Source organism: Marinisporobacter balticus (assembly GCF_004345705.1).
Lineage (GTDB): Bacteria > Bacillota > Clostridia > Peptostreptococcales > Thermotaleaceae > Marinisporobacter > Marinisporobacter balticus.
In genome coordinates this window covers 17,968-41,130 of record NZ_SLWV01000005.1, presented here as the reverse complement: position 1 = coordinate 41,130, position 23,163 = coordinate 17,968, and the positions used below count along the sequence as shown (strand labels likewise).

At 31.4% G+C, this 23,163-nt stretch carries 21 protein-coding genes and 1 pseudogene; 20 read left to right on the top strand and 2 right to left on the bottom strand.

Annotated elements, in window-relative coordinates:
* Positions 1–125 precede the first annotated feature (125 nt).
* From nhaC to rlmH, 14 genes are all read left to right on the top strand, one after another.
* Entirely contained in the window at positions 126–1,580 is a 1,455-nt protein-coding gene (gene nhaC / locus EV214_RS05500) for a Na+/H+ antiporter NhaC (RefSeq protein WP_132243545.1), read from the top strand.
* A 24-nt stretch (positions 1,581–1,604) separates the two neighbouring features.
* Entirely contained in the window at positions 1,605–2,816 is a 1,212-nt protein-coding gene (locus EV214_RS05495) for a M20 family metallopeptidase (protein WP_132243543.1), read from the top strand.
* A 146-nt stretch (positions 2,817–2,962) separates the two neighbouring features.
* Positions 2,963–4,516 (top strand): amidohydrolase, encoded by a 1,554-nt coding sequence (locus EV214_RS05490; RefSeq protein WP_132243541.1) that lies wholly within the window; start codon positions 2,963–2,965, stop codon positions 4,514–4,516.
* A 19-nt stretch (positions 4,517–4,535) separates the two neighbouring features.
* Positions 4,536–5,870, top strand: coding sequence for an AfsR/SARP family transcriptional regulator (locus EV214_RS05485; protein WP_132243539.1), 1,335 nt, complete (start codon positions 4,536–4,538; stop codon positions 5,868–5,870).
* A gap of 273 nt (positions 5,871–6,143) precedes the next feature.
* Positions 6,144–6,950, top strand: a complete 807-nt coding sequence (locus EV214_RS05480; protein ID WP_165916254.1) for a peptidase MA family metallohydrolase — start codon at positions 6,144–6,146, stop codon at positions 6,948–6,950.
* 151 nt (positions 6,951–7,101) lie between these two features.
* Positions 7,102–7,791 (top strand): response regulator YycF, encoded by a 690-nt coding sequence (yycF, locus tag EV214_RS05475; protein ID WP_132243535.1) that lies wholly within the window; start codon positions 7,102–7,104, stop codon positions 7,789–7,791.
* Position 7,792: 1 nt separating this feature from the next.
* The gene (locus tag EV214_RS05470) at positions 7,793–9,583 is read left to right on the top strand and encodes an ATP-binding protein (RefSeq protein ID WP_132243533.1); all 1,791 of its coding nucleotides are present in this window, start codon (positions 7,793–7,795) and stop codon (positions 9,581–9,583) included.
* A gap of 103 nt (positions 9,584–9,686) precedes the next feature.
* The gene (locus EV214_RS05465) at positions 9,687–10,181 is read left to right on the top strand and encodes a hypothetical protein (protein ID WP_132243531.1); all 495 of its coding nucleotides are present in this window, start codon (positions 9,687–9,689) and stop codon (positions 10,179–10,181) included.
* Between the two features lie 11 nt (positions 10,182–10,192).
* Positions 10,193–11,668 carry a two-component system activity regulator YycH gene (gene yycH, locus EV214_RS05460; protein WP_132243529.1) on the top strand — a complete coding sequence of 492 codons (1,476 nt, stop codon included), beginning with the start codon at positions 10,193–10,195 and terminating at the stop codon, positions 11,666–11,668.
* A 15-nt stretch (positions 11,669–11,683) separates the two neighbouring features.
* Entirely contained in the window at positions 11,684–12,505 is an 822-nt protein-coding gene (yycI, locus tag EV214_RS05455) for a two-component system regulatory protein YycI (RefSeq protein WP_165916253.1), read from the top strand.
* A gap of 297 nt (positions 12,506–12,802) precedes the next feature.
* A complete protein-coding gene (locus EV214_RS05450; RefSeq protein WP_132243525.1) occupies positions 12,803–14,059 on the top strand; it encodes a UDP-N-acetylglucosamine 1-carboxyvinyltransferase in 1,257 nt (418 codons plus the stop codon).
* Positions 14,060–14,301: 242 nt separating this feature from the next.
* A complete protein-coding gene (locus EV214_RS05445) occupies positions 14,302–15,108 on the top strand; it encodes an MBL fold metallo-hydrolase (RefSeq protein WP_132243523.1) in 807 nt (268 codons plus the stop codon).
* Between the two features lie 36 nt (positions 15,109–15,144).
* Positions 15,145–15,360: a CxxH/CxxC protein gene (locus EV214_RS05440; RefSeq protein WP_243116563.1), complete on the top strand. Its 216-nt coding sequence runs from the start codon at positions 15,145–15,147 to the stop codon at positions 15,358–15,360.
* 45 nt (positions 15,361–15,405) lie between these two features.
* Positions 15,406–15,885 (top strand): 23S rRNA (pseudouridine(1915)-N(3))-methyltransferase RlmH, encoded by a 480-nt coding sequence (gene rlmH, locus EV214_RS05435; RefSeq protein WP_132243521.1) that lies wholly within the window; start codon positions 15,406–15,408, stop codon positions 15,883–15,885.
* Between the two features lie 194 nt (positions 15,886–16,079).
* Here rlmH and EV214_RS05430 read toward each other — a convergent pair whose 3' ends face one another.
* Positions 16,080–16,439: a winged helix-turn-helix transcriptional regulator gene (locus tag EV214_RS05430; RefSeq protein WP_132243519.1), complete on the bottom strand. Its 360-nt coding sequence runs from the start codon at positions 16,437–16,439 to the stop codon at positions 16,080–16,082.
* A 164-nt stretch (positions 16,440–16,603) separates the two neighbouring features.
* On the opposite strand from EV214_RS05430, the gene EV214_RS05425 reads away from it, so the two are divergent.
* The 4 genes and pseudogenes from EV214_RS05425 (at position 16,604) to EV214_RS05415 (ending at position 19,710) form a co-directional block, all read left to right on the top strand.
* A complete protein-coding gene (locus tag EV214_RS05425; RefSeq protein ID WP_132243517.1) occupies positions 16,604–17,509 on the top strand; it encodes a PhzF family isomerase in 906 nt (301 codons plus the stop codon).
* Between the two features lie 735 nt (positions 17,510–18,244).
* Positions 18,245–19,078 carry a class I SAM-dependent methyltransferase gene (locus EV214_RS05420; RefSeq protein ID WP_132243797.1) on the top strand — a complete coding sequence of 278 codons (834 nt, stop codon included), beginning with the start codon at positions 18,245–18,247 and terminating at the stop codon, positions 19,076–19,078.
* Positions 19,079–19,290: 212 nt separating this feature from the next.
* A pseudogene (locus EV214_RS19635) lies at positions 19,291–19,401 on the top strand (MerR family DNA-binding transcriptional regulator); the annotation flags it as partial.
* Between the two features lie 3 nt (positions 19,402–19,404).
* On the top strand, positions 19,405–19,710 hold the full coding sequence (locus tag EV214_RS05415) for a hypothetical protein (RefSeq protein WP_243116562.1): 306 nt from the start codon (positions 19,405–19,407) through the stop codon (positions 19,708–19,710).
* Positions 19,711–19,996: 286 nt separating this feature from the next.
* On the opposite strand, the gene EV214_RS05410 is transcribed toward EV214_RS05415, so the two are convergent.
* Complete coding sequence (locus EV214_RS05410) at positions 19,997–21,082, bottom strand: GerAB/ArcD/ProY family transporter (RefSeq protein WP_132243513.1); 1,086 nt, start codon at positions 21,080–21,082, stop codon at positions 19,997–19,999.
* A gap of 441 nt (positions 21,083–21,523) precedes the next feature.
* Between EV214_RS05410 and EV214_RS05405 the strand changes: the two genes are divergently transcribed.
* Positions 21,524–21,949 carry an Lrp/AsnC family transcriptional regulator gene (locus EV214_RS05405; protein WP_132243511.1) on the top strand — a complete coding sequence of 142 codons (426 nt, stop codon included), beginning with the start codon at positions 21,524–21,526 and terminating at the stop codon, positions 21,947–21,949.
* A 113-nt stretch (positions 21,950–22,062) separates the two neighbouring features.
* Positions 22,063–22,962, top strand: a complete 900-nt coding sequence (locus tag EV214_RS05400; RefSeq protein ID WP_243116561.1) for a DMT family transporter — start codon at positions 22,063–22,065, stop codon at positions 22,960–22,962.
* Positions 22,963–23,163: the final 201 nt, after the last annotated feature.

The following is a 23,163-nucleotide window of genomic DNA, read 5'->3' as shown; positions in this document are numbered from 1 at the left end:
TAAAAAAATTGAAATAATGTTTAGAAAATTTAAAAAATATTGTTTAAATAAACATTTTTTAAAACATTGAATGATATATATAATTGATATTATGAATATAAATTCAAATAGGGAGGGGAATATTTATGGTAAAAGAAAACAATATAAAGGAGAAGAAACCTACATTTGGCGGGGCAATTTTTGTAATTGGATTTCTTTGTGTGGCGATGTATGTACAGATTTTTGTTTTGCATCAAAATTGGGTAACACATATTACCTTGATTTTAGCATCAGTAGTAGCGTCTATTGTAGCGCTTAGGTATGGATTTACCTGGGATGACATACAAGAAGGGATTTTATACGGATGTAACATAGCCATGGTACCTATGCTTATATTAATGTTAGTGGGTGTATTGATTGCAACATGGATTCCAGCAGGAACAATACCAACATTAATTTATTATGGACTAAAGATCTTATCACCATCTATTTTTCTTGTTACGGTAGCTTTTGTATGTTCAATTGCTTCTATTTCTACAGGGAGTAGTTGGACAACGGGCGCAACTTTTGGAGTGGCATTTATGGGAATAGGTATGGGACTTAACATTCCTCCTGCAATTACAGCTGGCGCAGTTGTTTCTGGATCAATATTTGGAGACAAGATGTCCCCTCTTTCTGATTCGACAAATTTAGCGGCAGGTGTTGCAGAAGCAAATTTATTTGATCATATTAGAAGCATGGTTTATACTACAGGTCCAGCATTTATACTTTCGCTTATTATTTATGGTGTGATTGGTATGAAGTTTAAAAGTGGTAGTATTGATACGAGTCAGATCAATATTATTTTAAGTGGATTAGAGAGTAATTATTGGATTAGTCCGGTCACTTTAATTCCACCCATTATAGTAGTAATTTTGGCAATAAAAAAATTCTCGGGACTTGCTGTTATGGTAATTGCTTCAATTTTAGGCGCAGCATTTGCAATGGCTTTCCAAGGATATGGTTTTGGGGAAATGTTTTCTTTTATGAATGATGGTTTTGCTTCAGCGACTGGCATTAAAGAAATCGATGCGTTGCTTAGTCGTGGTGGATTACAGAGCATGATGTGGACCATATCATTAGGATTTATTGCCTTAAGTATGGGAGGAATATTAGAAAAAACAAGAATGCTTGAAGTATTATTAGAAAAAATTTCTCATATTGTAAGTAATACTGGAGGATTGATTACAACACATGTTTTATCTAGTATTGTAGTAAATCTTTTCTCTGCTAGTCAATATATGGCGCTTATTATACCAGGTAGAATGTTAGTGCCTGCTTATAAAAAACAAAAGTTATTACCACAAGTTTGTTCTAGAACCTGTGAGGATTCAGCGACAGTAACATCGCCTCTTGTACCTTGGGGGTTGTGTGGTGTATATTTTACAGGTGTATTAGGAGTAGCAACGGTTGAATATATGCCTTATGTATTTCTAGCATTCTTAACACCTATAATAGCTATTATCTATGGTTTCACAGGGAAATTTATGTTTAAAGAAGGAGATATCCCATCAATGAATACATATAGTAATGAAGAGGCAAAAACAAATCAATCGACATAAGAAAGTATGCAAGGAGTGAAAATGATGAACAAAAAATTACAAAATTATATTAATCGCGATAGAACCACTGAATTATTAACAAAACTTATAGAAATTCATAGTCCTTATTTTCATGAAGAAGAAATAATGAAGTTTACCTATGCGTGGTTAGAAGAAAGAGATTTGAAGCCAGCGTTTCATAGATATGAGGAAAACAAGGTTACAAAATTTAAAGGAACAAACGTTATTGGAAGCATAAAAGGAAGAGAAAAAGGACCTTGCATTTTATTAAATGGACATCTAGATACAGTAAACATTTGTGAAGGATGGGAAAAAGATCCTTTAAAAGCAACGATAGAAGGAGACCGACTCTATGGGCTTGGAGCATTAGATATGAAGTCTGGTGTTGTAGCTTTATTATTGGCCATTGAAGCGTTTAAAAATATTGTAGAAGATTTTAACGGAGAAATTCTTTATTCTTTTGTTTCAGATGAAGAAGGACCATATGGCTTAGGAACAAATGCGCTTATTGAAGATGGAATTGTTAAAGATATTGATGCAGCGATTGTGACAGAGCCAAGTAGTGGATTTTGCAATATAGATTTTCCATGTTTGTGTCTAGGTGCGAGAGGCGGATATAATTATACCGTTGAATTCAAAGGAAAAGCTGCCCATGCAGCAAATCCTGAAATGGGAAATAGTGCGATTGTTGATTGTGCTAAGGTTATGTTAGAATTGAAAGAATCTGATATGATAGAGGACCCTGAATTAGGAAAAGGTTCTATATGTATTATAGAATCAGGCGGGGGAGGTCAAGCTTGCAGTGTAGCAGATACAGCATTCTTTACTGTTTTTAGACATATAGTAATGGGTGAGGATAAAGAATATATAAAGAAAGAATTGTATGAAGCGGTGAAAAGAGCAAATATCAAATCAGAGGTGAAAATAAAATTTAGAGATGCACCGAGTGACGAAAGTCAGGGATTTCAGCCTTATATTGTGAACAAAGAAAATGCTTATGTGGATATGATTTTAGGAAGTGTGCATAAAATCTGTAATAGAAAACCAGAAATATCATATTTTTCTAGCATTGGAGATTTTAATTATCTAGGGGCGAGATTAAAGGTACCAACTTTTGTATTTGGTCCTAATGGGGCTAATTATCATACAGCAAATGAATATGTAGAAATAGATACGGTTGTCAAGACAGCGAACATTGTATATGAATTTTTAGTAAATGCGCTTACAGTGAATTAGGATAATTAAACCTCCATCCTTAAATATAAGGTATAGGGGGTTTAATTTTGGCAATTTAGAATTGCATTTCTATTTTAAAGAATGTTACAATAAAAGCAATGCGTGAAATACATAATTAGAATAGAGTCGTGGAAGAAGGATGGTATATGATAGTAAAAATTGATTTGCTTTTATATAATGGAAATATCATAACGTTAGAAGATAAATGTATGGTAGATTGGGTTGTTATAAAAGATGGAAAAGTTTTTGATTTAGGCATTGGAGAAGAGTATGAAAAGTATTTGGAACAATCCATAGAAGTTATTGATTTAAAAGGGAAGACTTTGGTTCCAGGATTTTATGATAGTCATGTACATTTGGTGCAAACAGGATTGAATATTTTAAGTTTGGATTTAAGCAGGGCAAATAGTATTGAGGAGATATTAAAACTTATAGAAGAAGAAACGACAAAGATACCAAAGGGAGAATTTATTAGAGCAATACGATTAGATGAGTCTAAGATCAAAGAAAAAAGATTGCCAAATAGATATGAACTTGATGTATGTGCACCGAATCATCCTGTCTGGATTAGCAGAGTAGAATATCATACGAGTATCGTTAATTCATTAGCTTTGCATATGCTAAAAATCCCCTACAATACAGATGGCATTATAAGAAATAAAAATCAGACCCCTTCAGGGGTTTTGACAGGAAGAGCAAATGTTATTGTAAGAAGACAAATTTTAAACAGGTTTTCCAATAGAATGAGATTAAAAGGTATAAATAAGGCATTAGAAAATGCAATAAGAAAGGGTGTTACTTCTTTGAATGCAATGGAAGGGGGGTTTACCTTTCACGCTAAGGATGCTGAAGTTGTTTATGAAAACGAAGGGAGCTTTCCTATCGATGTTACTCTTTTTTATCAAACGGTAAATGTAAATAAAGTTTTAGATAAAGGATTAAAAAGAATAGGTGGAGAAATATTTTTAGACGGATCATTCGGTTCTAGGACAGCTGCTTTGTTAGAACCCTATTCAGATGATTTATCTACAAATGGGAAACTTTATTTTTCACAAGATGAAATAAATGGCTTTATTTTAAAAACTTATGAAAATAATTTACAAGTTAGTACACATGCTATTGGCGAGCGGGCGATCGAACAAATTTTAAAAGCCCATGAATATGCACAAAGTATTTATCCAAGAAAAGATCATAGAAATAGAATTGAACATTGTGAGCTACCGAGTATTGAACATATAAAAAGGGCTAAAAATTTAGGATTGATTTTATCTATGCAACCTGCATATGAATATTATTGGGGAAGTCCAGGACAGATGTATGATAAAAGATTAGGAGAACAACGAAGAAAAAGAGCAAATCCTTTTAAAACTATTTTAGATGAAGGTGTAATTATAGCTGGAGGTTCTGAGAGTGATGTAACTGAAATAAATCCATTGCTTGGAATTCATACAGCAGTGAATCATCCAGTTTTAGAGCATCGTATTTGTCCAATGGATGCACTGAAGATGTTTACAATAATTGGTGCATATGCTGTATTTGAAGAGCGTTTAAAAGGAAGTATTAAGAAGGGTAAATATGCGGATCTTGTGATTTTGAGTGATGATCCTTTAAAAATAGATCATCAAAAGATAAAAGATATTCATGTACTCGCTACAATAAAAGAGGGTAATGTTTTGTATGAAAGTCATATTAGAGATTAGATGTAGAGGGTGATAATAATTGGCGAAACTAGAAATATATGTACTTGGCAATTTGAAAATAGATTGGGAAAATAAGCATATATTAGAAAAGTTAAGCGATAAAGCGATTGGACTTTTCTGTTATTTAGCTGTAAATAAGGGAAAGAAGTTGAGTCGAGATAAATTAGCAGCATATTTTTGGGATTCAAGCAATATAAATTCTGCTCGCTACAATCTAAGATATAACCTTTGGACGCTCAGAAAAGTGATAAAACAAGATGAAAATGGAAAAGACATTCTGCTTAGCAAGAAAGATATTTGTATGATTAATCCAGAAGCAAATTTTTATATGGACATCTTTGAAATAAATGATATTTTTAATCAGATAGATGAAAAAAATCTGCATCGTTATAAGGGGAATTTGGAAAGGTTAAAGAAGCTTTATAAAGGTGAATTTCTTGAAGGCTTTTATTTGAAAAAAAGCATAGAGTTTAATGATTGGGTATTTTATGAAAGAGAAAAATTTCAAAGAAAATATATTGATATATTGTACAAGCTAACTTATTTATATGAAGCAAATGCTGAATATGATAAAGCAATTAATTTATTAGAAGAAATGATTATGATCAATCCGCTAAAAGAAGAGATTTATGTACAATTAATAAAGGTTTATATAAAAATAGGAGATAGAAAAGCCGCTTTAAATCAATATGAAAGATGTTGTACAATCCTAAGAGAAGAACTAAATATTGGACCTATGGAACATACTAAAAAACTTTATGAGAAAATAAAAGAGACAAACGTAGAATTTAATAAATTTAATACTTTAGAAGAAAAATTAATTGAACATAAAATAAATACAAACTTTCAAATTATTCTTTATTCAAAGGAGAAGTTTAAAAGAATAAGAGAAAGTTTAAGCAAAGAAAAGGAAAAGACGATCATAAATAACCCTTGTTATCCGCTAAATAATATAGAGTATTATTGGATTTCAAATTTAGTGGAGAAAATTATTTTTCGTTATCATAAAAAAGATTTAAAACAACTAGAAGATTATTATTGGCAGGATATTTTAAGAATACAGTCAGGGGTATTGCGTATTGATGAAAATTTAGTGGTAAAAGATTATTTAAGTGTAAAAACAGAAAAAAATAGAATTTTTAATGGAATAGAGCACTTAATAAATGAATTATTGAAAATTAGTTCTATTATTATTTTAATTGAAGACTTTCATTACATGGATGCGGATTCATTTGAGTGTTTAAAGTATTATTTATTTAAAAATCAAAATATGCCAATAGAGATTATACTATGTGGCAATAAAAAAAATAAAAAAATTGAAGAATTGAAAAAATATATGAATATAACAGAGTGATATAAAATGTGAAACGATCAAATAAAAAGGAACAAATACAAGTCGTTTTTTTCAATCCGTATTGAATAACCAAAGGTGCCTAATATTACCAATGAGGTTTACATAATATCGTGTTATAATATTAATATATTTACATATAAACTTATAAAAGTCGAACTTGATTCAGTAGGGGTTTCCTATAGAATGCTAGGGAGACTTTATTTAGTGTGGATAAGATTTTCACTGGGGTAAGTGAGCATGTTATCAATACTAAATGAAATGGAGGGGATATACGTGAAAAGCCTATTAAATAGAAAAAGAAGTTTTGCTTTATTGATCATAGTTTTTATAATGCTTACTGGGGTAACATACTATAGAACATTAAAAGTTCATGCTTACCCTCTCTTGGCAAAGATGCAGCATGAATGGATCCTTTATAAAACAAAGGATTATCCTGTAAAAGAAACAGAACATTTCCGAATAAGATATGATATAGAAGATAAAGAAATTATAGATCTTGTAGCGAAAGCTTCTGAACAATACTATATAGAAGTATGTAAAATGTTTGATTATTATCCAAAGAATAAAACAACCGTTATTGTTTACAACAATCCAGATAAACTAATGGAAAATGCATCGCTTAAGCAAGAGAAGCCACCTATGGGAGTATACTTTGCTTCAACGATTCAAATACTATCTCCCAGATTATGGATTACTGAAAATGAACATATAGAAGACATTTTTATGAATGAAGGGCCAATGGTTCATGAATTTACACATGTATTGGTAGATGATTTAGCCAATGGAAACTATCCGCTGTGGCTTACAGAAGGAATCGCCCTTTATCAAGAATACATGCAAACAGGATATGTTTGGGGAGAAGAATTGTCATTTGAAGGAAATCCCTATACAGTCAAAGAGCTTACCAAAAGTTTTCATGAATTAGATCAAATGCTAGCTTATAAACGTTCTTTTGAGATTGTAAAAGAAATGGTAGAGACGCAAGGCTTTGATTATATAAATGGGCTTTTAAGTGACTTAGGAGAAGGAAAAAGCATAGCTACGGATAGTAAAGAAGTGTTTGAGATGGACATACAATAAATTTATGAAAAATGTTTATAGGAACTGCTTATACAAGCAGTTCCTATAAATGTAATATATGCATATTATTTTGTTATATACAAATAACTTCAAATTTTATATGATATAATCATAAAAGAGATAGCCAATACAATGATGAGGTGAAAGGTGTATGGGTAGAAAAGTATTAGTGGTAGACGATGAAAGATCAATTTCGGAAATATTAAAGTTTAACTTGGAGAAAGAAGGATATGAAGTAAGTGTAGCCTCTGATGGAGAAGAGGCAGTACAAAAGGCCTATCAAGTTGAACCAGAGATCATTTTACTAGATGTCATGCTACCCAAAATGGATGGATTTCAAGTATGTAAAAAAATAAGAGAAAATTTTAATATGCCGATTATTATGCTTACAGCAAAGGAAGAAGAAGTAGATAAAATATTAGGATTAGAACTAGGGGCAGATGACTATATAACAAAACCCTTTAGCATGAGAGAACTTTTAGCAAGGGTAAAAGCAAACATTAGAAGAGTGGTAACAAATAATACAAATAATAAGAACACGGTCATTTGCTCTGGAGAATTAAATATTGACTTGAATAAATATGAAGTAAAAAAGAGAGATACAGTCATTGAGTTAACTTTAAGAGAATTTGAACTGTTAAAGTATTTAGCTACACAAGAAAACCAGGTCTTTACAAGAGAGCAATTATTAGAAGAAGTATGGGGATATGAATATTATGGGGATATCAGAACAGTGGATGTAACTGTGAGAAGATTAAGAGAAAAAATTGAAGATCATTCAAGTAACCCGAAATATGTCCTAACCAAAAGAGGTGTAGGATACTACTTCAGAAAGGTTTAGTATGTTTAAGAGTATAAGATGGAAATTTATTACTATATACTTCGTACCCGTATATATTGCGATGATTATTGTGGGGGTATTTATTATTCAGGCGTTTCAAGATTACTATTTGGATATGGTGAGTGAGAATCTTACAAACCTAGGGAGACGCGAAGTGCTTATTCAAACCATCGCAAAATTTCAAAATTTAAGCAATAGCAAAGAAGAGATCCAAAAAAATATAAATCAATGGCCTACGGGATTAAAAGAAGAAATATTTATTATAAATAGAGATTTTAAAATTATTGCGAGAAGTAAAAACAGTGGGACCAACGATAATGCGATAGAGGTATTAGATTATACATTACTAACGAAGGCAAGGAATGGAGAAGAGCGTGAAAAAGATATTAGTATCAACAGCAATATGCGGCAAATCACTACAAAAAATATGGCTTTTCCAATAAAAAATGAGCAGAATATCATAAAGGGAATTTTGTATATTCGAGCAGATTTATCGGATATATATAAAACATTAGATAAGTCAAAATGGATATTGATACAAGCGACCCTTTTAGCCCTTGTTATAGCTGTGATTTTAGGTCTTTGGATTGCTAGAAGTATCACAGAACCTATTATAGATGTTACGGTGAAAGCTGCTAAAATGGCAAAGGGAGATTTTAATCAAGTGATTGAAGTGAAATCAGATGATGAGATTGGTCAATTAGCTGAAATGTTTAACTATGTAAGGGAGAAATTAAATATTACACTTTCAGAGATTTCTAGTGAAAAAAGTAAGCTAGAAACCATTTTAAGCTACATGGCAGATGGACTGATTGCTGTAAATAATGAAGGGAAAATTATTCATGCTAATCCTGCTGCTATGGCAATGCTTGACTTATCAGAAAAAGTTTTAAAAAGCATGCTTTATGATGATATGATTAAGGGTTTTAATGAGAAATTAACCCTTGGTTATATTGAGAAAAACACGAAAGATGGCATGGGTAGTGAAAATATTTCCTTTAGAGATTCCATACTGCATGTAAATTATGCGCCATTCAAGGATGAAAAAGGCGAAAAATCGGGAATTGTTATGGTAATCCAAGATATTACTGAAGGACAAAAGCTTGATAATATGAGAAAAGAATTTGTTGCAAATGTATCCCATGAATTAAAAACGCCCCTTACAAGTATTAAAAGTTATACAGAAACACTTCTTGATGGGGCTTTAGAACAAAGAGATGTAGCGACACATTTCTTAAATGTAGTAAAGAGTGAAGCAGATAGAATGGATCGATTGGTTCGGGATTTACTGCAACTCTCTAGACTAGACTATCAACGCGTGAATTGGAAAAATAAAGAAACAGATTTGGTCAAAATTATTGAAGATTCTGTTCTAAAAATAAGTATTAATGCAAAGAATAAAAAACAAAAGTTGAATTTTAAAACATTTGAAAAAAGTATTATAGGTTTTGCAGATCCAGATAAAATAGAACAAGTGATGATAAATGTATTGAGTAATGCGATAAAATATACACCAGAAGGTGGGAGTATCAATGTTGCTGTAGAAAAAGAAGAAAATACAGGAGTTTTTCGTATTATAGACAACGGTATGGGTATACCGGAGAAAGATATTCCAAGATTGTTTGAGCGATTTTATCGTGTGGATAAGGCGAGATCTAGAGAATTAGGGGGAACAGGATTGGGGCTTTCTATTGCGCAGCAGATTATAAAAGCACATGGAGGAACCATAAATATAAGAAGTAAAGAGGGAGAAGGCACAGAAGTAATGATGCGATTACCATTAAAAGGATAAGTGGTGTAATGTTATTTTAAAACGGGTGTAATATGTTTGTAACAAAAATAGGATATAATGTGGGTATTATAAAGGATAAGTGTATCAACTGGGAGGAATTATCATGAAAAAAAAGATCATTGCTAGTGCGTTAGTACTAGTAATACTAGGGACAGCCTCTGCATCTTTAAGTTATGCAGATTATAGACCATTCCCAAGTTATATATATTCTATAGATGCCAACAAAGAGCCAATAGAGATTATTAGTCCGAAAGAAGAGATTGTTGTTCAAGATAGTTTGCTCATTTCTGTGCAAATACAAGAGGGTATATCTGTTTCATTAAGTGTTTATAAAGAAGCTAAAGAAGAAGCATTGATATTCGGACCAGAAAAAGTAGATACAGGAGAAAGTTTAAATTTTTATAGTACGCAATTGAAAGATTTATCTCCAGGCAAATATAGGATTGTATTTGACATAGCGAAGCAAGATGGGAAAGAACAAAAGCCTATGATCAAATACTTTACAGTAAAAGATAAAAAAGAAGCGTTGAAGAAGACATTAGAGAACATTGAAGTTATAAACATAAGTGATGACATCCTACAAACAAATGATTATTAGGGTGTGTGTGCATGAAAAAATTTAGTAAAGAACAATTTAAAACATGGTTATTAGTAAGTCTTTTTATATTAAGTATTGCGTTAAATCAGCAATTATGGGAGCGTATTTCTTTGAAAAAAGTTATGCCTGATATAAGACAAATAGAAACGCTTGAAGTGGAAAGCAATATAGATATAAAAGATACAATTGTGGATATTTTAAACCCTCAAAGCTTTCGGATTAACTTTGGAGGCGGTCTCCATACAGTATTCTATTCTGATAATTATGGGCTATGGCAAGAAACCCTTAAAATATTTAAAAATGAATATTTTAAGAAGAAGGTTTTAATAGAGCGGATTGACAAAGATGCGTGGATGAAAGCAAGGGATTTTCGGTCAATAGAAATGAAATTTGGATATACTATGCCAGTAGAAATACTAAGAGAAGCAATAGAAGGGAAAACAGAAGGAATCTATGGCAAAATCCAGGGATTTGATCGCATTTTAGTTTCTCTAACGGGAGACAATTCTGTTTACATGGCAGATGGAGAAGAAAACTTTTATCTAGTCCAAGGGATAGATATGAAAAATAAGTTTTCTAAAATTATAATGGATATTGAAAAAAATGGCTATGATGCGTATTATGCATTTAAAGATTTATATGGTATAGACAATGAAGGATTAATGCCCATTGAGCGAAAAGATAATATCGAGGAAATGCAAGTTATTGAAGAAATCGATCCAATGGATGAAGTGCAAGTAGAAGATTTTGCAGGTGATTTTTTTGGAGAAAACCTTGATTTCATAAGAAAAATAAGAGAGACAAGTGGTGCGGTGACCTATCTATATGGATATGGACAAAAGGCTTTGAAAATTAATGATGTAGGTGTACTTCATTATGTAGAAGATATAGATAATCAAAAAGCTTCAAAAAATATTAAGGTTGAAGATGCTATGAAAGTTGCCCTTCTATTTGTAAGTGAACATGGGGGGTGGGCAAATACAGATGCTTATTTAAAGTCAATTAAACCAATTGAAAAAAACAATCAAAAAGGATATAAATTTTTCTTTGGATATAGATTAAATGGTGTGCCTGTCTATTGCAGTAGTGAAGCAGAGCAAAAAATAATTGATACACCTATTGAAGTAGATTTGCTAGGAGAACAAGTAATCTCTTATAAAAGACTCTTGAAGAAAGAAGAAATTGGCATAAAGTTTTTAGAGCGCAAAGAAGATGCGATGACTTTATCTGCACGACAAGTCATAGATATGAATTTTGAATTGATAAAAAATGATTTTTCAAGCAATATAAAAGAAAATAAAAAAATAAATAAACAAGAGATTTTAGAAAAAGTCTTAGGGCGCATGAAAGAGATAGATATTGGCTATTATGATAACCCTGTACAAGAACCAAATAAATTGATTTCTATGTGGATTATTAAAACAGATCAAGTGATTTATTATTTTGATGCCCATAATGGAAGAATACTCAGCAGATCGAAAATGTAACGGATGGTGAAGACTGTGGATTGGGGAAAGGCAAAAAATATTCTCATTATTGCCCTTGTGATTACCAATGTTTTTCTTATTTATAATATAGAAAAGGATATGTTTGAAAGTAATATCTCTTCCATGGTAAAAGAAGAGAATATACAAGATGTACTTATGATTTTAGAGGAAAACAATATAAAAGTAAAGGCAGAAGTGCCAAGAACGGTTTTGGAATTATCTGTATTAAATGTGGAATATGAAATTTATGAAGAAGAAAAATTAGAAAAAATATTTAATAAAGAAGAAGATACGCAGATTGATCTTTCTGTTATAAATAATAAAATTATTCGATATGAGAATGATAATGAGAACATGATCATTCAAGATTTAAACGAAAAAAAGGCAAAAGATGAAGCAGAAGCTTTTATAAGTAAATATGGATTTATGACAAATGATGTGGACTATTGGGAAACTACCCAAGACATAGATGGATATCATGTTTTATTCAAACAAAAATATCAAGATCGTTTTTTAGAATATAGTTATATGCAGGTAACTGTTAACAGGTTAGGCATTAAAAAATTTGAAAGAATGTGGTTAAAGCCATTGGATACGGATTCAAATAAAAAGGAAATTATTCCTGCTACAAAAGCCCTCCTTAAATGTATGTATTTTTTGAATACGTCAGATGAAGAAGTGGTGATTAAGGATGTGGCATTAGGATATTGGTTTGATCCATCCCATATAAGTCTTACCAATTCTGAAAACATAAAATCGGGTACAGCATTTCCGGCATGGCGTATTCTTTTAGAAGATGGACAAACAAAGTTTGTTGCAGCTTATGAGAATTACTAAAAAAGAAGGAATAATATAAAAAAAGTAGAAGATGATAAAAAAACCTTCTACTTTTATTTTTTTTACAATTATTTAAAATATATCCAAATTTTGATCTAGAAGTAGAAGGTTTTGAACTGAATCAAGTGTAAATTTTATAAATGTAAGTATTTTCTTATCATCAAAGGCTTATCAAACAATTATATTGGTGATATAATAAAACGAGGTTTATATATTATATAATGTGATCGATATCATTAAATTATAAATTTTGAATAGTAAGATGCAAAATATTTACTGAAAGGCTGGAAATATTATATGGGTAAACTTTTGATAGAAGGTGGATGTAAGCTCAAGGGGAAAATAAATGTAAGTGGATTTAAAAATGCTGCTGTAGCAATTATTCCTGCTACCATTTTAGCCGGAGATAAATGTATTATAGAAAATTTACCAAATATTGAAGATGTGCATGTACTAAAAAGAATATTAACGCAATTAGGTGGCAATGTATCCTTTGATCATGAACAGAAATTGATGAAAGCAGATACGAGTAAAATAGAAGATTGCTTTGCTTCTTATGAGATGGCAAAAGAGTTAAGAGCTTCTTATTATTTATTAGGGGCATCACTTGGAAGATTCAAAAAAGCAAGAGTGTCTTTTCCGGGAGGATGTAATATTGGATCAAGACCTATTGATCAGCATATAAAAGGGTTTGAAGCATTAGGTGCGAAGGTACAAATAGAGCATGGCATTATTCATGTTGAAGCAGAAGAGTTAAAAGGTGCAGAAATATACTTAGATGTGGCAAGTGTAGGTGCAACGATAAATATTATGATGGCGGCTTGTCGTGCAACCGGAAAAACCATTATAGAAAATGCTGCGAAAGAGCCTCATATTGTGGATGTAGCGAATTTTTTGAATGCTATGGGAGCAGATGTAAGAGGAGCAGGAACAGATGTGATTAAAATACATGGGGTAGATGAAATGCACGGATGTACTTATAGTGTAATTCCTGATCAAATAGAGGCAGGAACTTTTATGATTATGGCTGCTAGTACGGGTGGAGATGTGATTATTGATAACATCATTCCAAAACATCTTGAGCCTATTACAGCAAAATTGAGAGAAATGGGATTAGAAATTGAAGAATATGGAGAATCTTTAAGAGTTGTAGGCAAAGAAAAATTAAAAAAAGCCAATATAAAAACCCTAGTATATCCAGGATTTCCTACAGATTTACAACAACCGATCTCAGCACTTTTAACACAAGCAGAAGGGACAAGCATTATTACAGAGACGATATATGAAGGAAGATTTAAATATGTAGATGAATTAAAAAGAATGGGTGCACAGATTAAGGTGGAAGGAAACGTAGCTATTATTCAGGGAGTGGAAAGATTATCGGGAACAGAAGTTGCTGCTACAGATTTAAGAGCAGGTGCTGCTTTGGTGATTGCAGGTCTTATGGCCGACGGAGTAACACAAATAGATAATATCCATTACATAGATAGAGGCTATGAATCGATAGAAAAAAAGCTTTTAAGCTTAGGTGCAAAAATTAAAAGGGTTGAATAATAAGGCAGGTGTGTGAACCTGCCTTTTACTATTGCGGAGAATAAGATATAATAGGAGAAAAAGATATGGTAATAGGAAGGTATATATTAAAAAAATAATATGGATAACACGCATGTAAAATATTTATAAGAAGGGTTCGAAGAATAAAAAATTGAAAGCTATTTGTTGAAATTTAGTTTAAGAAATGAGTAGCTTTGATCCTATATATAAAGATAGAAATGAAAAAAAACAGGAGGAAAAGTATGACACTTAGGTTTTGCTCGCTAGCGAGTGGAAGTAGCGGAAATTGTCAATATATTGCTAGTGAAAAGACAAGTTTATTATTAGATGCAGGATTATCAGGCAAAAGAATTACAGGGGCTATGGTGGACATTGGAGAAGAGATCAAAAATGTGCGTGGCATTTTGGTTACTCATGAACATAGTGACCATATTAAGGGAATTGGTATTTTATCAAGACGATTTAATATTCCTATATATGCAAATAATAATACTTGGAGAGAGATGAAATGTAAAATTGGAAAAGTGGATGAAGAAAACATAAGATATTTTCAAACGGGAGAAACTTTCCATATAGAAGATATGAAAATAAAACCTTATAGTATATCGCATGATGCAAGTGAGCCTGTTGCATTTTCTTTTTATGGGGGAGATGCAAAGATCAGTATTGTGACAGATACTGGATACGTAGATGATACTGTGAAAAAAGAGATAACAGGATCAGATTTACTCATGATCGAATCAAACCATGACGTAGAAATACTAAAGATGGGAAGCTATCCTTGGTATCTAAAGAAAAGAATCATGGGAGAACAGGGACACCTTTCAAATGAAATGGCAGGAGAAATTATTGCAGAAATGATGGCGATGGATATACCCATTACGAATGTTTTGTTAGGACATTTAAGTAGAGAAAATAATTTTCCTGAGTTGGCTTTTGAAACGATTAAAAGTGTGTTAGCATCACGAAATATAAAAGTGGGCGTAGATATAAATGTAGATTTGACCTATAGAGATCGGATAAGTAAGGTATATCATATCAAGAAGTAATAACTTTTGAAAACCACGCATAGTGGATGTATAAGATTGAGTATAAATGATAAAATAAAAGAAAACCGGTTTGGGGTGAGAAATATGTATGTAGTGTGTAGCGAACATCTGTCGGAAGCAATAGATGAATTTATAGAGGTTTATGAGCAACCACCAGATATTTATGAATTAGATAAAGTTTCTTTTACAGATTGGATTAGTCCAAATAGCTGTGATTTTTGTGAAGTACCCCCAAAATATTTAGTGGTATGATAGACGAGGAAATCCTCGTCTGTTTTTATGAAAGGAGTGATTTTTTTGAATATAACGATTATCGGTGTAGGAAAGATTAAAGAAAAGTATTTGGTAAGTGCCATTAATGAATATAAAAAGAGGCTTTCTAGATACTGCAAACTTAGTATCATCGAGGTAGTAGATGAAAAGGCACCAGAAAATCTAAGTCAAAAACAAATGGAACAGATTAAAGATGCAGAAGGAGAGAAAATTTTAAAGTATGTAAAAGAAGGCATGTATGTAGTTGCATTAGACATACAAGGAAAGATGTTATCATCAGAGGATTTTTCTGATAAACTGCAAAGTTTAGGGGTACAAGGAAACAGCAATATATCCTTTATTATTGGAGGTTCCCTTGGGTTATCAGAAGAAGTAAGAATTCGATCAGATTTTAAACTTTCTTTTTCTCCAATGACATTTCCACACCAGTTGATGCGTGTCATTTTATTGGAGCAAGTGTATAGAGGATTTAGGATTATGAAGGGTGAACCGTACCACAAATGACTGCGATTTTATATTAGAAACGTTGTAAATAGTCGGTCGTAGGGAATATTATATGTTATTATTTCTGTTTATATTTTTATAGAACTAGAAAAATGAGATTATAGATTAAGCAAACCTACTTAGGTTATGATACGGTTATTGAAACATGATAAAACTCTTTAGGGGAGACTCTTAGTGTCTAAATTGATATAATTCTAATGTGAATCCACATATTTTTTACCCCAAAGACAAAGTTCAGTCAATACATTTTCTAAGGATTTACCTCTCTCTGTAGGTATATACTCTACCTTAGGTGGGATTGTAGCGTAGGCAATTCTTTCAATAAGGCTATCCTTCTCTAAATTTTTCAATTCTTGAGATAATACTTTATGACTTATATTTGGTACAGACCTTTTTAGTTTACCATATCTTATGGGATAATCCTTCAATATGTGCCATAAGATTATTGATCTCCATTTACTTCCAATTACAGTCATTGCAAATCCTATCGAACACTTAAAATCTTTTTGCCTTTTATTTTGGTTTGGGAATTTTTTAGCCATGTCTTTATTCATAGGTTACCCTCTTTCTAAATAGTAAGTATCTGAGTAAAAAGTGCATACTTGTATTTGAATTCAAATGAAACTATAATTTATTATATAATATCTAGATATAAATTTATACAAAAAAGAAAATGAATTATAATCTATAGATTTGTAATAAATTTAGGAGGAAAATCATGACAAAAAAATATAATCTATATCAAATAGACGCATTTACAAAGGAAAAGTTCACAGGAAATCCAGCTGGAGTAATAACAAATGCTGATGGATTAACTGCTGATGATATGCAGAGAATAGCTAAGGAACTTAATAATTCTGAGACAGCTTTTATTTTTTCTTCAGACAGTGATGAGTATGATGTTTATATACGCTTTTTTACTCCAACAAATGAAGTTCCAATCTGTGGGCATGCTACTATTGCAGCGCATCATGCTCGTGCTGTTGAAAATAAACTTGATTCTTCAAGAGTTTATCATAAGACAGGTGCTGGAATTTTACCTGTTGATATAGTAAAGGAAAATGATGATTATAAAATTGTTATGACACAAGGTAAAATTGAGTTTGGGAGTATTATTGATGGAGCAAATAAAAAAACTCTTCTATCAGCACTTAATATAAGTAACGATGACTTGCTAGAAAATCTTCAGGTGCAGATTGTTTCGACAGGTCATTCTAAAGTTATGATTGGCATAAAAAGTATTGAAACTTTAAACAAAATGAAACCAAACTATGATGCACTTTCTAAATTAAGTAGAATTATTAAGTGCAATGGGTATTATGTTTTTACAATGAATTCGCAGGATAGTGATATTTTAATACATGGTAGAATGTTTGCACCTGCAATAGGCATCAATGAAGACCCTGTAACTGGAAATGCAAATGGTCCTTTGGGGGCATATCTTGTTCATCATAATATTGTTAAGCACAATGACTCTTTATTTAAATTTAAGGCTAAGCAAGGTGAAGCTATGAAGCGACCAGGTATTATAGAAGTTGAAGTAAAAATAGCAGATAAAGAACCTATAGAAGTTAAGGTATTAGGAAATGCTGTAATAATATTTAAGTCTGAATTATTATTATAGAATTAGGCACATTAAAATAAATAATAAGTCAATTTTATAAATAAATATAGAAAAATCCTTTTCAAATATGTTTTAATGTTAATTACTACAAAAACATAACAAGTAATATAATAAAGTATAAATTTAAATCTTCATATAAGAAATTATTGACATAAGTATCCATTTAATATAAGATGTTCATATAACAATACGATTATGAAGGGTGGAATGCTGTCCGGCAACATTTGATGTTAACAAGTCAAATAACATAAGTGAAGCTCGGAGATGAAGGATAAAATCTTAAGTTGAATTTAATAGGCGAACAATACTGTTATTGACTAACAGCAATTTGTTGTACCTAGATTTCAATTTGGATTTTAGTCTTTTATCTCTCGGCATAGTGTATACCTGTTTTTAAGGAGCCGTAGATTAAAGTCTAGGGCTCTTTTTTATTCAAAATTTACATAGTCATATTGTTATAAAAAATAAATTAGGAGGAAGAAGATAATAGGAAATATATTAATATTGAGCTGTGGGATTTATCCTATGCAAAAATACTTTTTAATCCTTATAATAAAATTTTGAAGTTATTTAAAGAAGCTAGTCCAAAGAGAAAATATATCAATTGATGGATGGAATAGAATAGATTCGTGGCATTATGAAATAGTAAGAGGTGTGATTACAGATTTAAAATTAGTTTAATTATACAATATTAAAAATAACAACTAGTATATTATGAAGGGAAAGTGAGTGAAAATGTTAGATGAATTATTCAAATATTTAAAGAAACCAGATTTATATGTACAGAGCACAAGTAAATTTTGGGATGATGAACATATTTCTAAGGTGATGTTAGAAGCTCATTTGCATCCTAAATGGGAAGCAGCCAGTAGATGTCATGATTTTATAGATAAATCAGTAGAGTGGATTAGCGAAATAGCACCATCATCAACAAATAAGAATCTTTTAGACTTGGGTTGTGGTCCTGGTTTGTATGCTGAGAGATTATATAAAAAAGGATATAAAATTACTGGAATTGATTTCTCGAATAGATCAATTCACTATGCTAAGGAGAAAGCAAGGGTAAGAAACCATGATATAGACTACATCTATAAAAACTATATGGATATTCAATATAAAAATGTATTCGACCTAGTGATATTAATCTATTGTGATTTTGTAGTATTATCAGATACTAGTAGGGCGGTTTTATTAAAGAAGATTTATAACGCTTTAAAACCAGAGGGCAAATTTATATTTGATATCTTTACTCAAAAGGAGTTTGAAAACAAGAAAGAAAGCAATTCATGGTATTTAAGTGAGGAAAGTGGTTTTTGGAAATCTGACAAACATATCTGTTTAGAATCGCACCTTATTTATGCAGGAAATGTGAGATTGGATCAGTATACAATAATTGATAAAGATGGTAAAGTTGAAGTAATTAGAAATTGGTTTAAAGTATATACTAAGGAAACTATTATTGAAGAGGTAAAAAAGGTTGGCTTTAAAAAGATTGATATATATTCAGATGTGACAGGAAAACCATATTCTGACGAATCTAAAACAATATGTATTGTATTAGAAAAATAGAGTAGGCAAATGAAATGATAATTAATACTTAGGAGGTATTTATTTTGATAATAGCTGAAACAGACAGATTATTATTAACAACATTGGACGTGGTAGATGTTGACTCTCTAATGAGAATTTGGGGGGACGAAGGCTCTTAGGTTTTATATTAGCTTTCAAAATGAAAAGAGTTTTTCTCCCTATTAAGTAATTTAAAAGTGAAGTAGCAAAAAATCTTAGGTATTCATCCTAATACTGTAAGACTTTATGAAGAACTCAACTTAATTTCAAAGGTACCTAGAAATATGAAAGGATATAGAATTTTTTCTGAGAGGCATATTGATGAAATGAAATTTTCAAGAATAGTGATACCTGTTAAAAATAGTAATAAGAATATTTACTCAGTCTATGAATATGAGAAGATAATGATTATTTACATATTGCGAAAAGTAAGATTTAGTATTCAATCAATACATGAGTTCTTTAAGAATACACATTATAAAATTCCTTCTGAATTTTTCAAATCAATCTATAAGGATGAAGAAACGATTTGCCAAACAAATGAATACATAAAGTTTTTAGATAAACATATAGAAAAAGCAAGAAAAGTGATAAAAGAATTACAAAATAGAATTTCTAACCCTCCATTATAACCTCACTTCTTCTTTAGATGATAAGCTATCTATTAGTATTGGAAATAGTATTGCGCCTATTGATTTTTCAGAAGAAATGCATACGAAGCATTGGAGTGGTGGGGTAGGATAATCTATGACAATAAATACAATACTATAGCAAATAAGCTAGCTTACAGAATTTAAGTGTTGCTTTTACCATTTTATTTTCATCTCGTTGGAATCTGTTGTCTTTAGTATAGTATAACTCAACTACGTATGACAACTATCCTAACACATAGGGTTACTTCTATATGAAAACTACTTTTTAGGTTGCATTACTATTTTTTATAGAACATGTTAACAAAGTAAAAGCAGGCACAAAGGTAGCAAATGGTACAAATATATATTTTGATACTTCTGTGCCTATTTTCACATGTTGTAAATAATTTTCGGCTATACTCATAGACAAAATCAATATGACCATTCCAGTAGTAACATAGAGTGTTTTTAAATATTTAAACCTTAGCAGTTGAGATGCCCCAAGAATGGCACAATATGTAAACATAAAAACTTTAAAGAATCCTCCTAACACCAATATTATCAAAAGTATAATATCAATACCCATTATAAAATCTATTTTTATATTTCTTACTACTTGTAAAAATGGAATCACTTGATTTGTAGAACTTTCAATGCCTATAGTAGTTACAAATAATATAGAATTTATCGATAATATTATACCTTCAAAAATAATAGATGCTATGGCTATTTTTTTTATATTATTATGTTTAAAAACAAAAGGAAAAATCATGGCAAACACCATGGTTTCACCATATGGAAATCCTATAAGATGCCAACTTTCTACTATTAAATTAATAAAGCCCTGTGATAAAATAGGTTTTAGCCTGTATAAATTTATATAATCTGGCGTCAAAATTGATAGTATCCATACAACAATAGGTGCAAGGATTATTATAGGAAAAAATAATTGAGTAAAATTTGACATATTTGAAAGTCCATTAGAAACTCCCCAAAGCACTAATACCATTAAGAATATACCAGTAACAATAATTGGAGTTGAATCTAATGAAGATAGGTATATTATTTCTTGAATGTCTCTTAAATTTCTTGATGCCATATAAGCGTATAATGTTATATAAGAAACACTTATAATATTACCGAAATATTTCCCGTAAATTTTAGGCATGTAGGTTACTAGCGTATCATTTGGATAAAAATTATATAAAGTTGTATAAATTAGCTGAATAATTATGCCTGATAATGAATAAAAAAGTATTACTATCCATGCGTCTTGTTTAGTTTCAGGTGCTGTGCTATGAAGAACAGCACTTCCATAAGGTAAAAGAACCATCATTATAAAAAGCTGATATCCAGTTATAGACTTTTTCATGTTTTGCTTCCTCCAAACTACATACAAAGAGGTAATTTAGAATATATTGTATTGTATAAAAAATATTATTACCACAAAGTTAAATATATATACTAATTCAACACAGTATCCAAAGAGGTCGAGGAGGGGATACGTACGTTGTCGGGTTTCACAAATTCACTCAAAAGCACTAAAATTTATTTTGGTGTTGCTAAAGCTATGCTATCTTTTCTTTATGGGAAAGATGTAGCTTAATTTACTTGCAAACTAGTGTTATAATGTATCACTGGGTATTTATTTTTCACTACGCGATTTCAGAAGTTTCACTTACGAATCGTTTTTGAAAAGGATATAAATTAACTAATAAATTATATTTTTAATTGCAGATCGATCAAAGAGTTTGTAGGCACTATGAAAATAGAATCAAAATGTATATAATGAAACTATAGAGAGGAGGTACTAATGGATTCGATAGATTATAATATATTAAAGCTGTTGAAGAACGATGGACGCATATCGCATGAGAAGATTGCTCAGGTAGTTAAATTGTCACGACCAGCTGTCAGATCGCGAATTGTTGCCATGGAGCAGGCAGGTATTATTGAAGGATATTCAACATTGGTGAATTATGATGCGTTTGGATTCAACATTCGGGTTTTTGTGTATGTAAAGGTCATGAATATGTCTTATAAGAATGTTATTCGCGCAATTTATGATGCTGTGCCGAATCAGCTTATGATTGAAGAATATTTCAGGATATCTGGTGAATGGTGTATCTTACTGCATGTCATGTGTCACTCGCAAGAAAACATCACAACATTTGTCGATGAGATTTTGCGGATTGAAAGCGTAGTTGCAACAAATACAGTTTTTATTTTTAAGTCTTAGGGTCTATGCGGTTTGATATGGATGAGGTTTAACCTTAGACATGCCTGTTCATATGGAGATTTCTGATTTTTTGAGACGCATGCAGTTTGATATGTGAAACGAGGAGGATGGTTATGATATTTCAAAACTATATGGGAGAAATTGCAGCTTTGTCAACAGCTTTTTGCTGGGCGATAACTGCAACTTCGTTTGAACACAGCGCAAAAAAAATCGGGTCAATGAACCTGAATTTGTCGCGATTATTTATTGGCCTTTTATTCTTGTCTGCATTCACATGGTTTACTAGAGGGCATATTTTACCGACTGATGCCAATGCATCAGAATGGATTTGGTTGATGATTTCAGGCTTGGTTGGTATTGTTATTGGAGATCTGTTGTTATTTGAAGCATTTGTGCTGATCGGGTCAAGAATTTCCATGTTGATATATGCCAGTGTACCACCTCTCAGTGGTTTGATGGCATTCTTATTCCTAGGAGAACGAATGACAGGTCTGCAGATTCTGGGCATGTTTCTGACACTTGGAGGAATTGCAGTTGTTATTCTTGTGGCTGAGAAGGACAGCAAGAAAGTGAGTTTTTCGCATCCTGTAAAAGGTGTGTTGTTTGCATTTGGAGGCGCATTAGGACAAGCTGCAGGGTATATTATTGGAAAATTTGGCATGGCGAGCTATGATCCATTTTCATCCACTCAGATTCGACTGATTGCCGGCATAATTGGATTTACAGTACTTTTTACCATCAAGGATTATTGGTCAAAATATTTTGAATCGTTCAAGAGAAAAGATGCTCTGGTAACACTTACGGTAGGTTCATTCTTTGGTCCGTTTCTCGGGATATCTTTGTCGCTATATGCCATACAGAAAATCAATCCGGGAGTATCATCCACACTCATATCCATTACGCCAATTATACTTATTCCATATGCGTTCTTCATTAAGAAAGAAAAAATTGCATTTAGAGAAGTGATGGGGACGCTTATTACCCTTTCGGGTGTGGCGATTATGTTTTTTTAATTATAATAAATATTATTCCTATGGTATATCGAAGGGATGGTTCTGGAGATATATATCCTGAAAAAATTTTAATGAAGCAATTTCTACTAAATAAAAATCTCAGTTACAGCGATATGGTGAACCGTAGCATAAGTAACGGAGGTTTTTGGAGATATGTTTCCTAACAAAATATATAAAGTAGATAAAGACCATGAAAAAATT

Excerpts from the sequence above, each read along its gene's own strand:
- EV214_RS05430 (WP_132243519.1), bottom strand. The coding sequence starts at position 16,439 with ATGAATAAAGACATGGCTAAAAAATTCCCAAACCAAAATAAAAGGCAA.
- yycH (WP_132243529.1), top strand. The coding sequence starts at position 10,193 with ATGAAAAAATTTAGTAAAGAACAATTTAAAACATGGTTATTAGTAAGT.
- EV214_RS05415 (WP_243116562.1), top strand. The coding sequence starts at position 19,405 with ATGAAATTTTCAAGAATAGTGATACCTGTTAAAAATAGTAATAAGAAT.
- yycF (WP_132243535.1), top strand. The coding sequence starts at position 7,102 with ATGGGTAGAAAAGTATTAGTGGTAGACGATGAAAGATCAATTTCGGAA.
- EV214_RS05450 (WP_132243525.1), top strand. The coding sequence starts at position 12,803 with ATGGGTAAACTTTTGATAGAAGGTGGATGTAAGCTCAAGGGGAAAATA.
- nhaC (WP_132243545.1), top strand. The coding sequence starts at position 126 with ATGGTAAAAGAAAACAATATAAAGGAGAAGAAACCTACATTTGGCGGG.
- EV214_RS05445 (WP_132243523.1), top strand. The coding sequence starts at position 14,302 with ATGACACTTAGGTTTTGCTCGCTAGCGAGTGGAAGTAGCGGAAATTGT.
- EV214_RS05425 (WP_132243517.1), top strand. The coding sequence starts at position 16,604 with ATGACAAAAAAATATAATCTATATCAAATAGACGCATTTACAAAGGAA.
- EV214_RS05420 (WP_132243797.1), top strand. The coding sequence starts at position 18,245 with ATGTTAGATGAATTATTCAAATATTTAAAGAAACCAGATTTATATGTA.
- EV214_RS05405 (WP_132243511.1), top strand. The coding sequence starts at position 21,524 with ATGGATTCGATAGATTATAATATATTAAAGCTGTTGAAGAACGATGGA.
- EV214_RS05470 (WP_132243533.1), top strand. The coding sequence starts at position 7,793 with ATGTTTAAGAGTATAAGATGGAAATTTATTACTATATACTTCGTACCC.
- EV214_RS05490 (WP_132243541.1), top strand. The coding sequence starts at position 2,963 with ATGATAGTAAAAATTGATTTGCTTTTATATAATGGAAATATCATAACG.
- EV214_RS05495 (WP_132243543.1), top strand. The coding sequence starts at position 1,605 with ATGAACAAAAAATTACAAAATTATATTAATCGCGATAGAACCACTGAA.
- EV214_RS05400 (WP_243116561.1), top strand. The coding sequence starts at position 22,063 with ATGATATTTCAAAACTATATGGGAGAAATTGCAGCTTTGTCAACAGCT.
- EV214_RS05465 (WP_132243531.1), top strand. The coding sequence starts at position 9,687 with ATGAAAAAAAAGATCATTGCTAGTGCGTTAGTACTAGTAATACTAGGG.
- EV214_RS05410 (WP_132243513.1), bottom strand. The coding sequence starts at position 21,082 with ATGAAAAAGTCTATAACTGGATATCAGCTTTTTATAATGATGGTTCTT.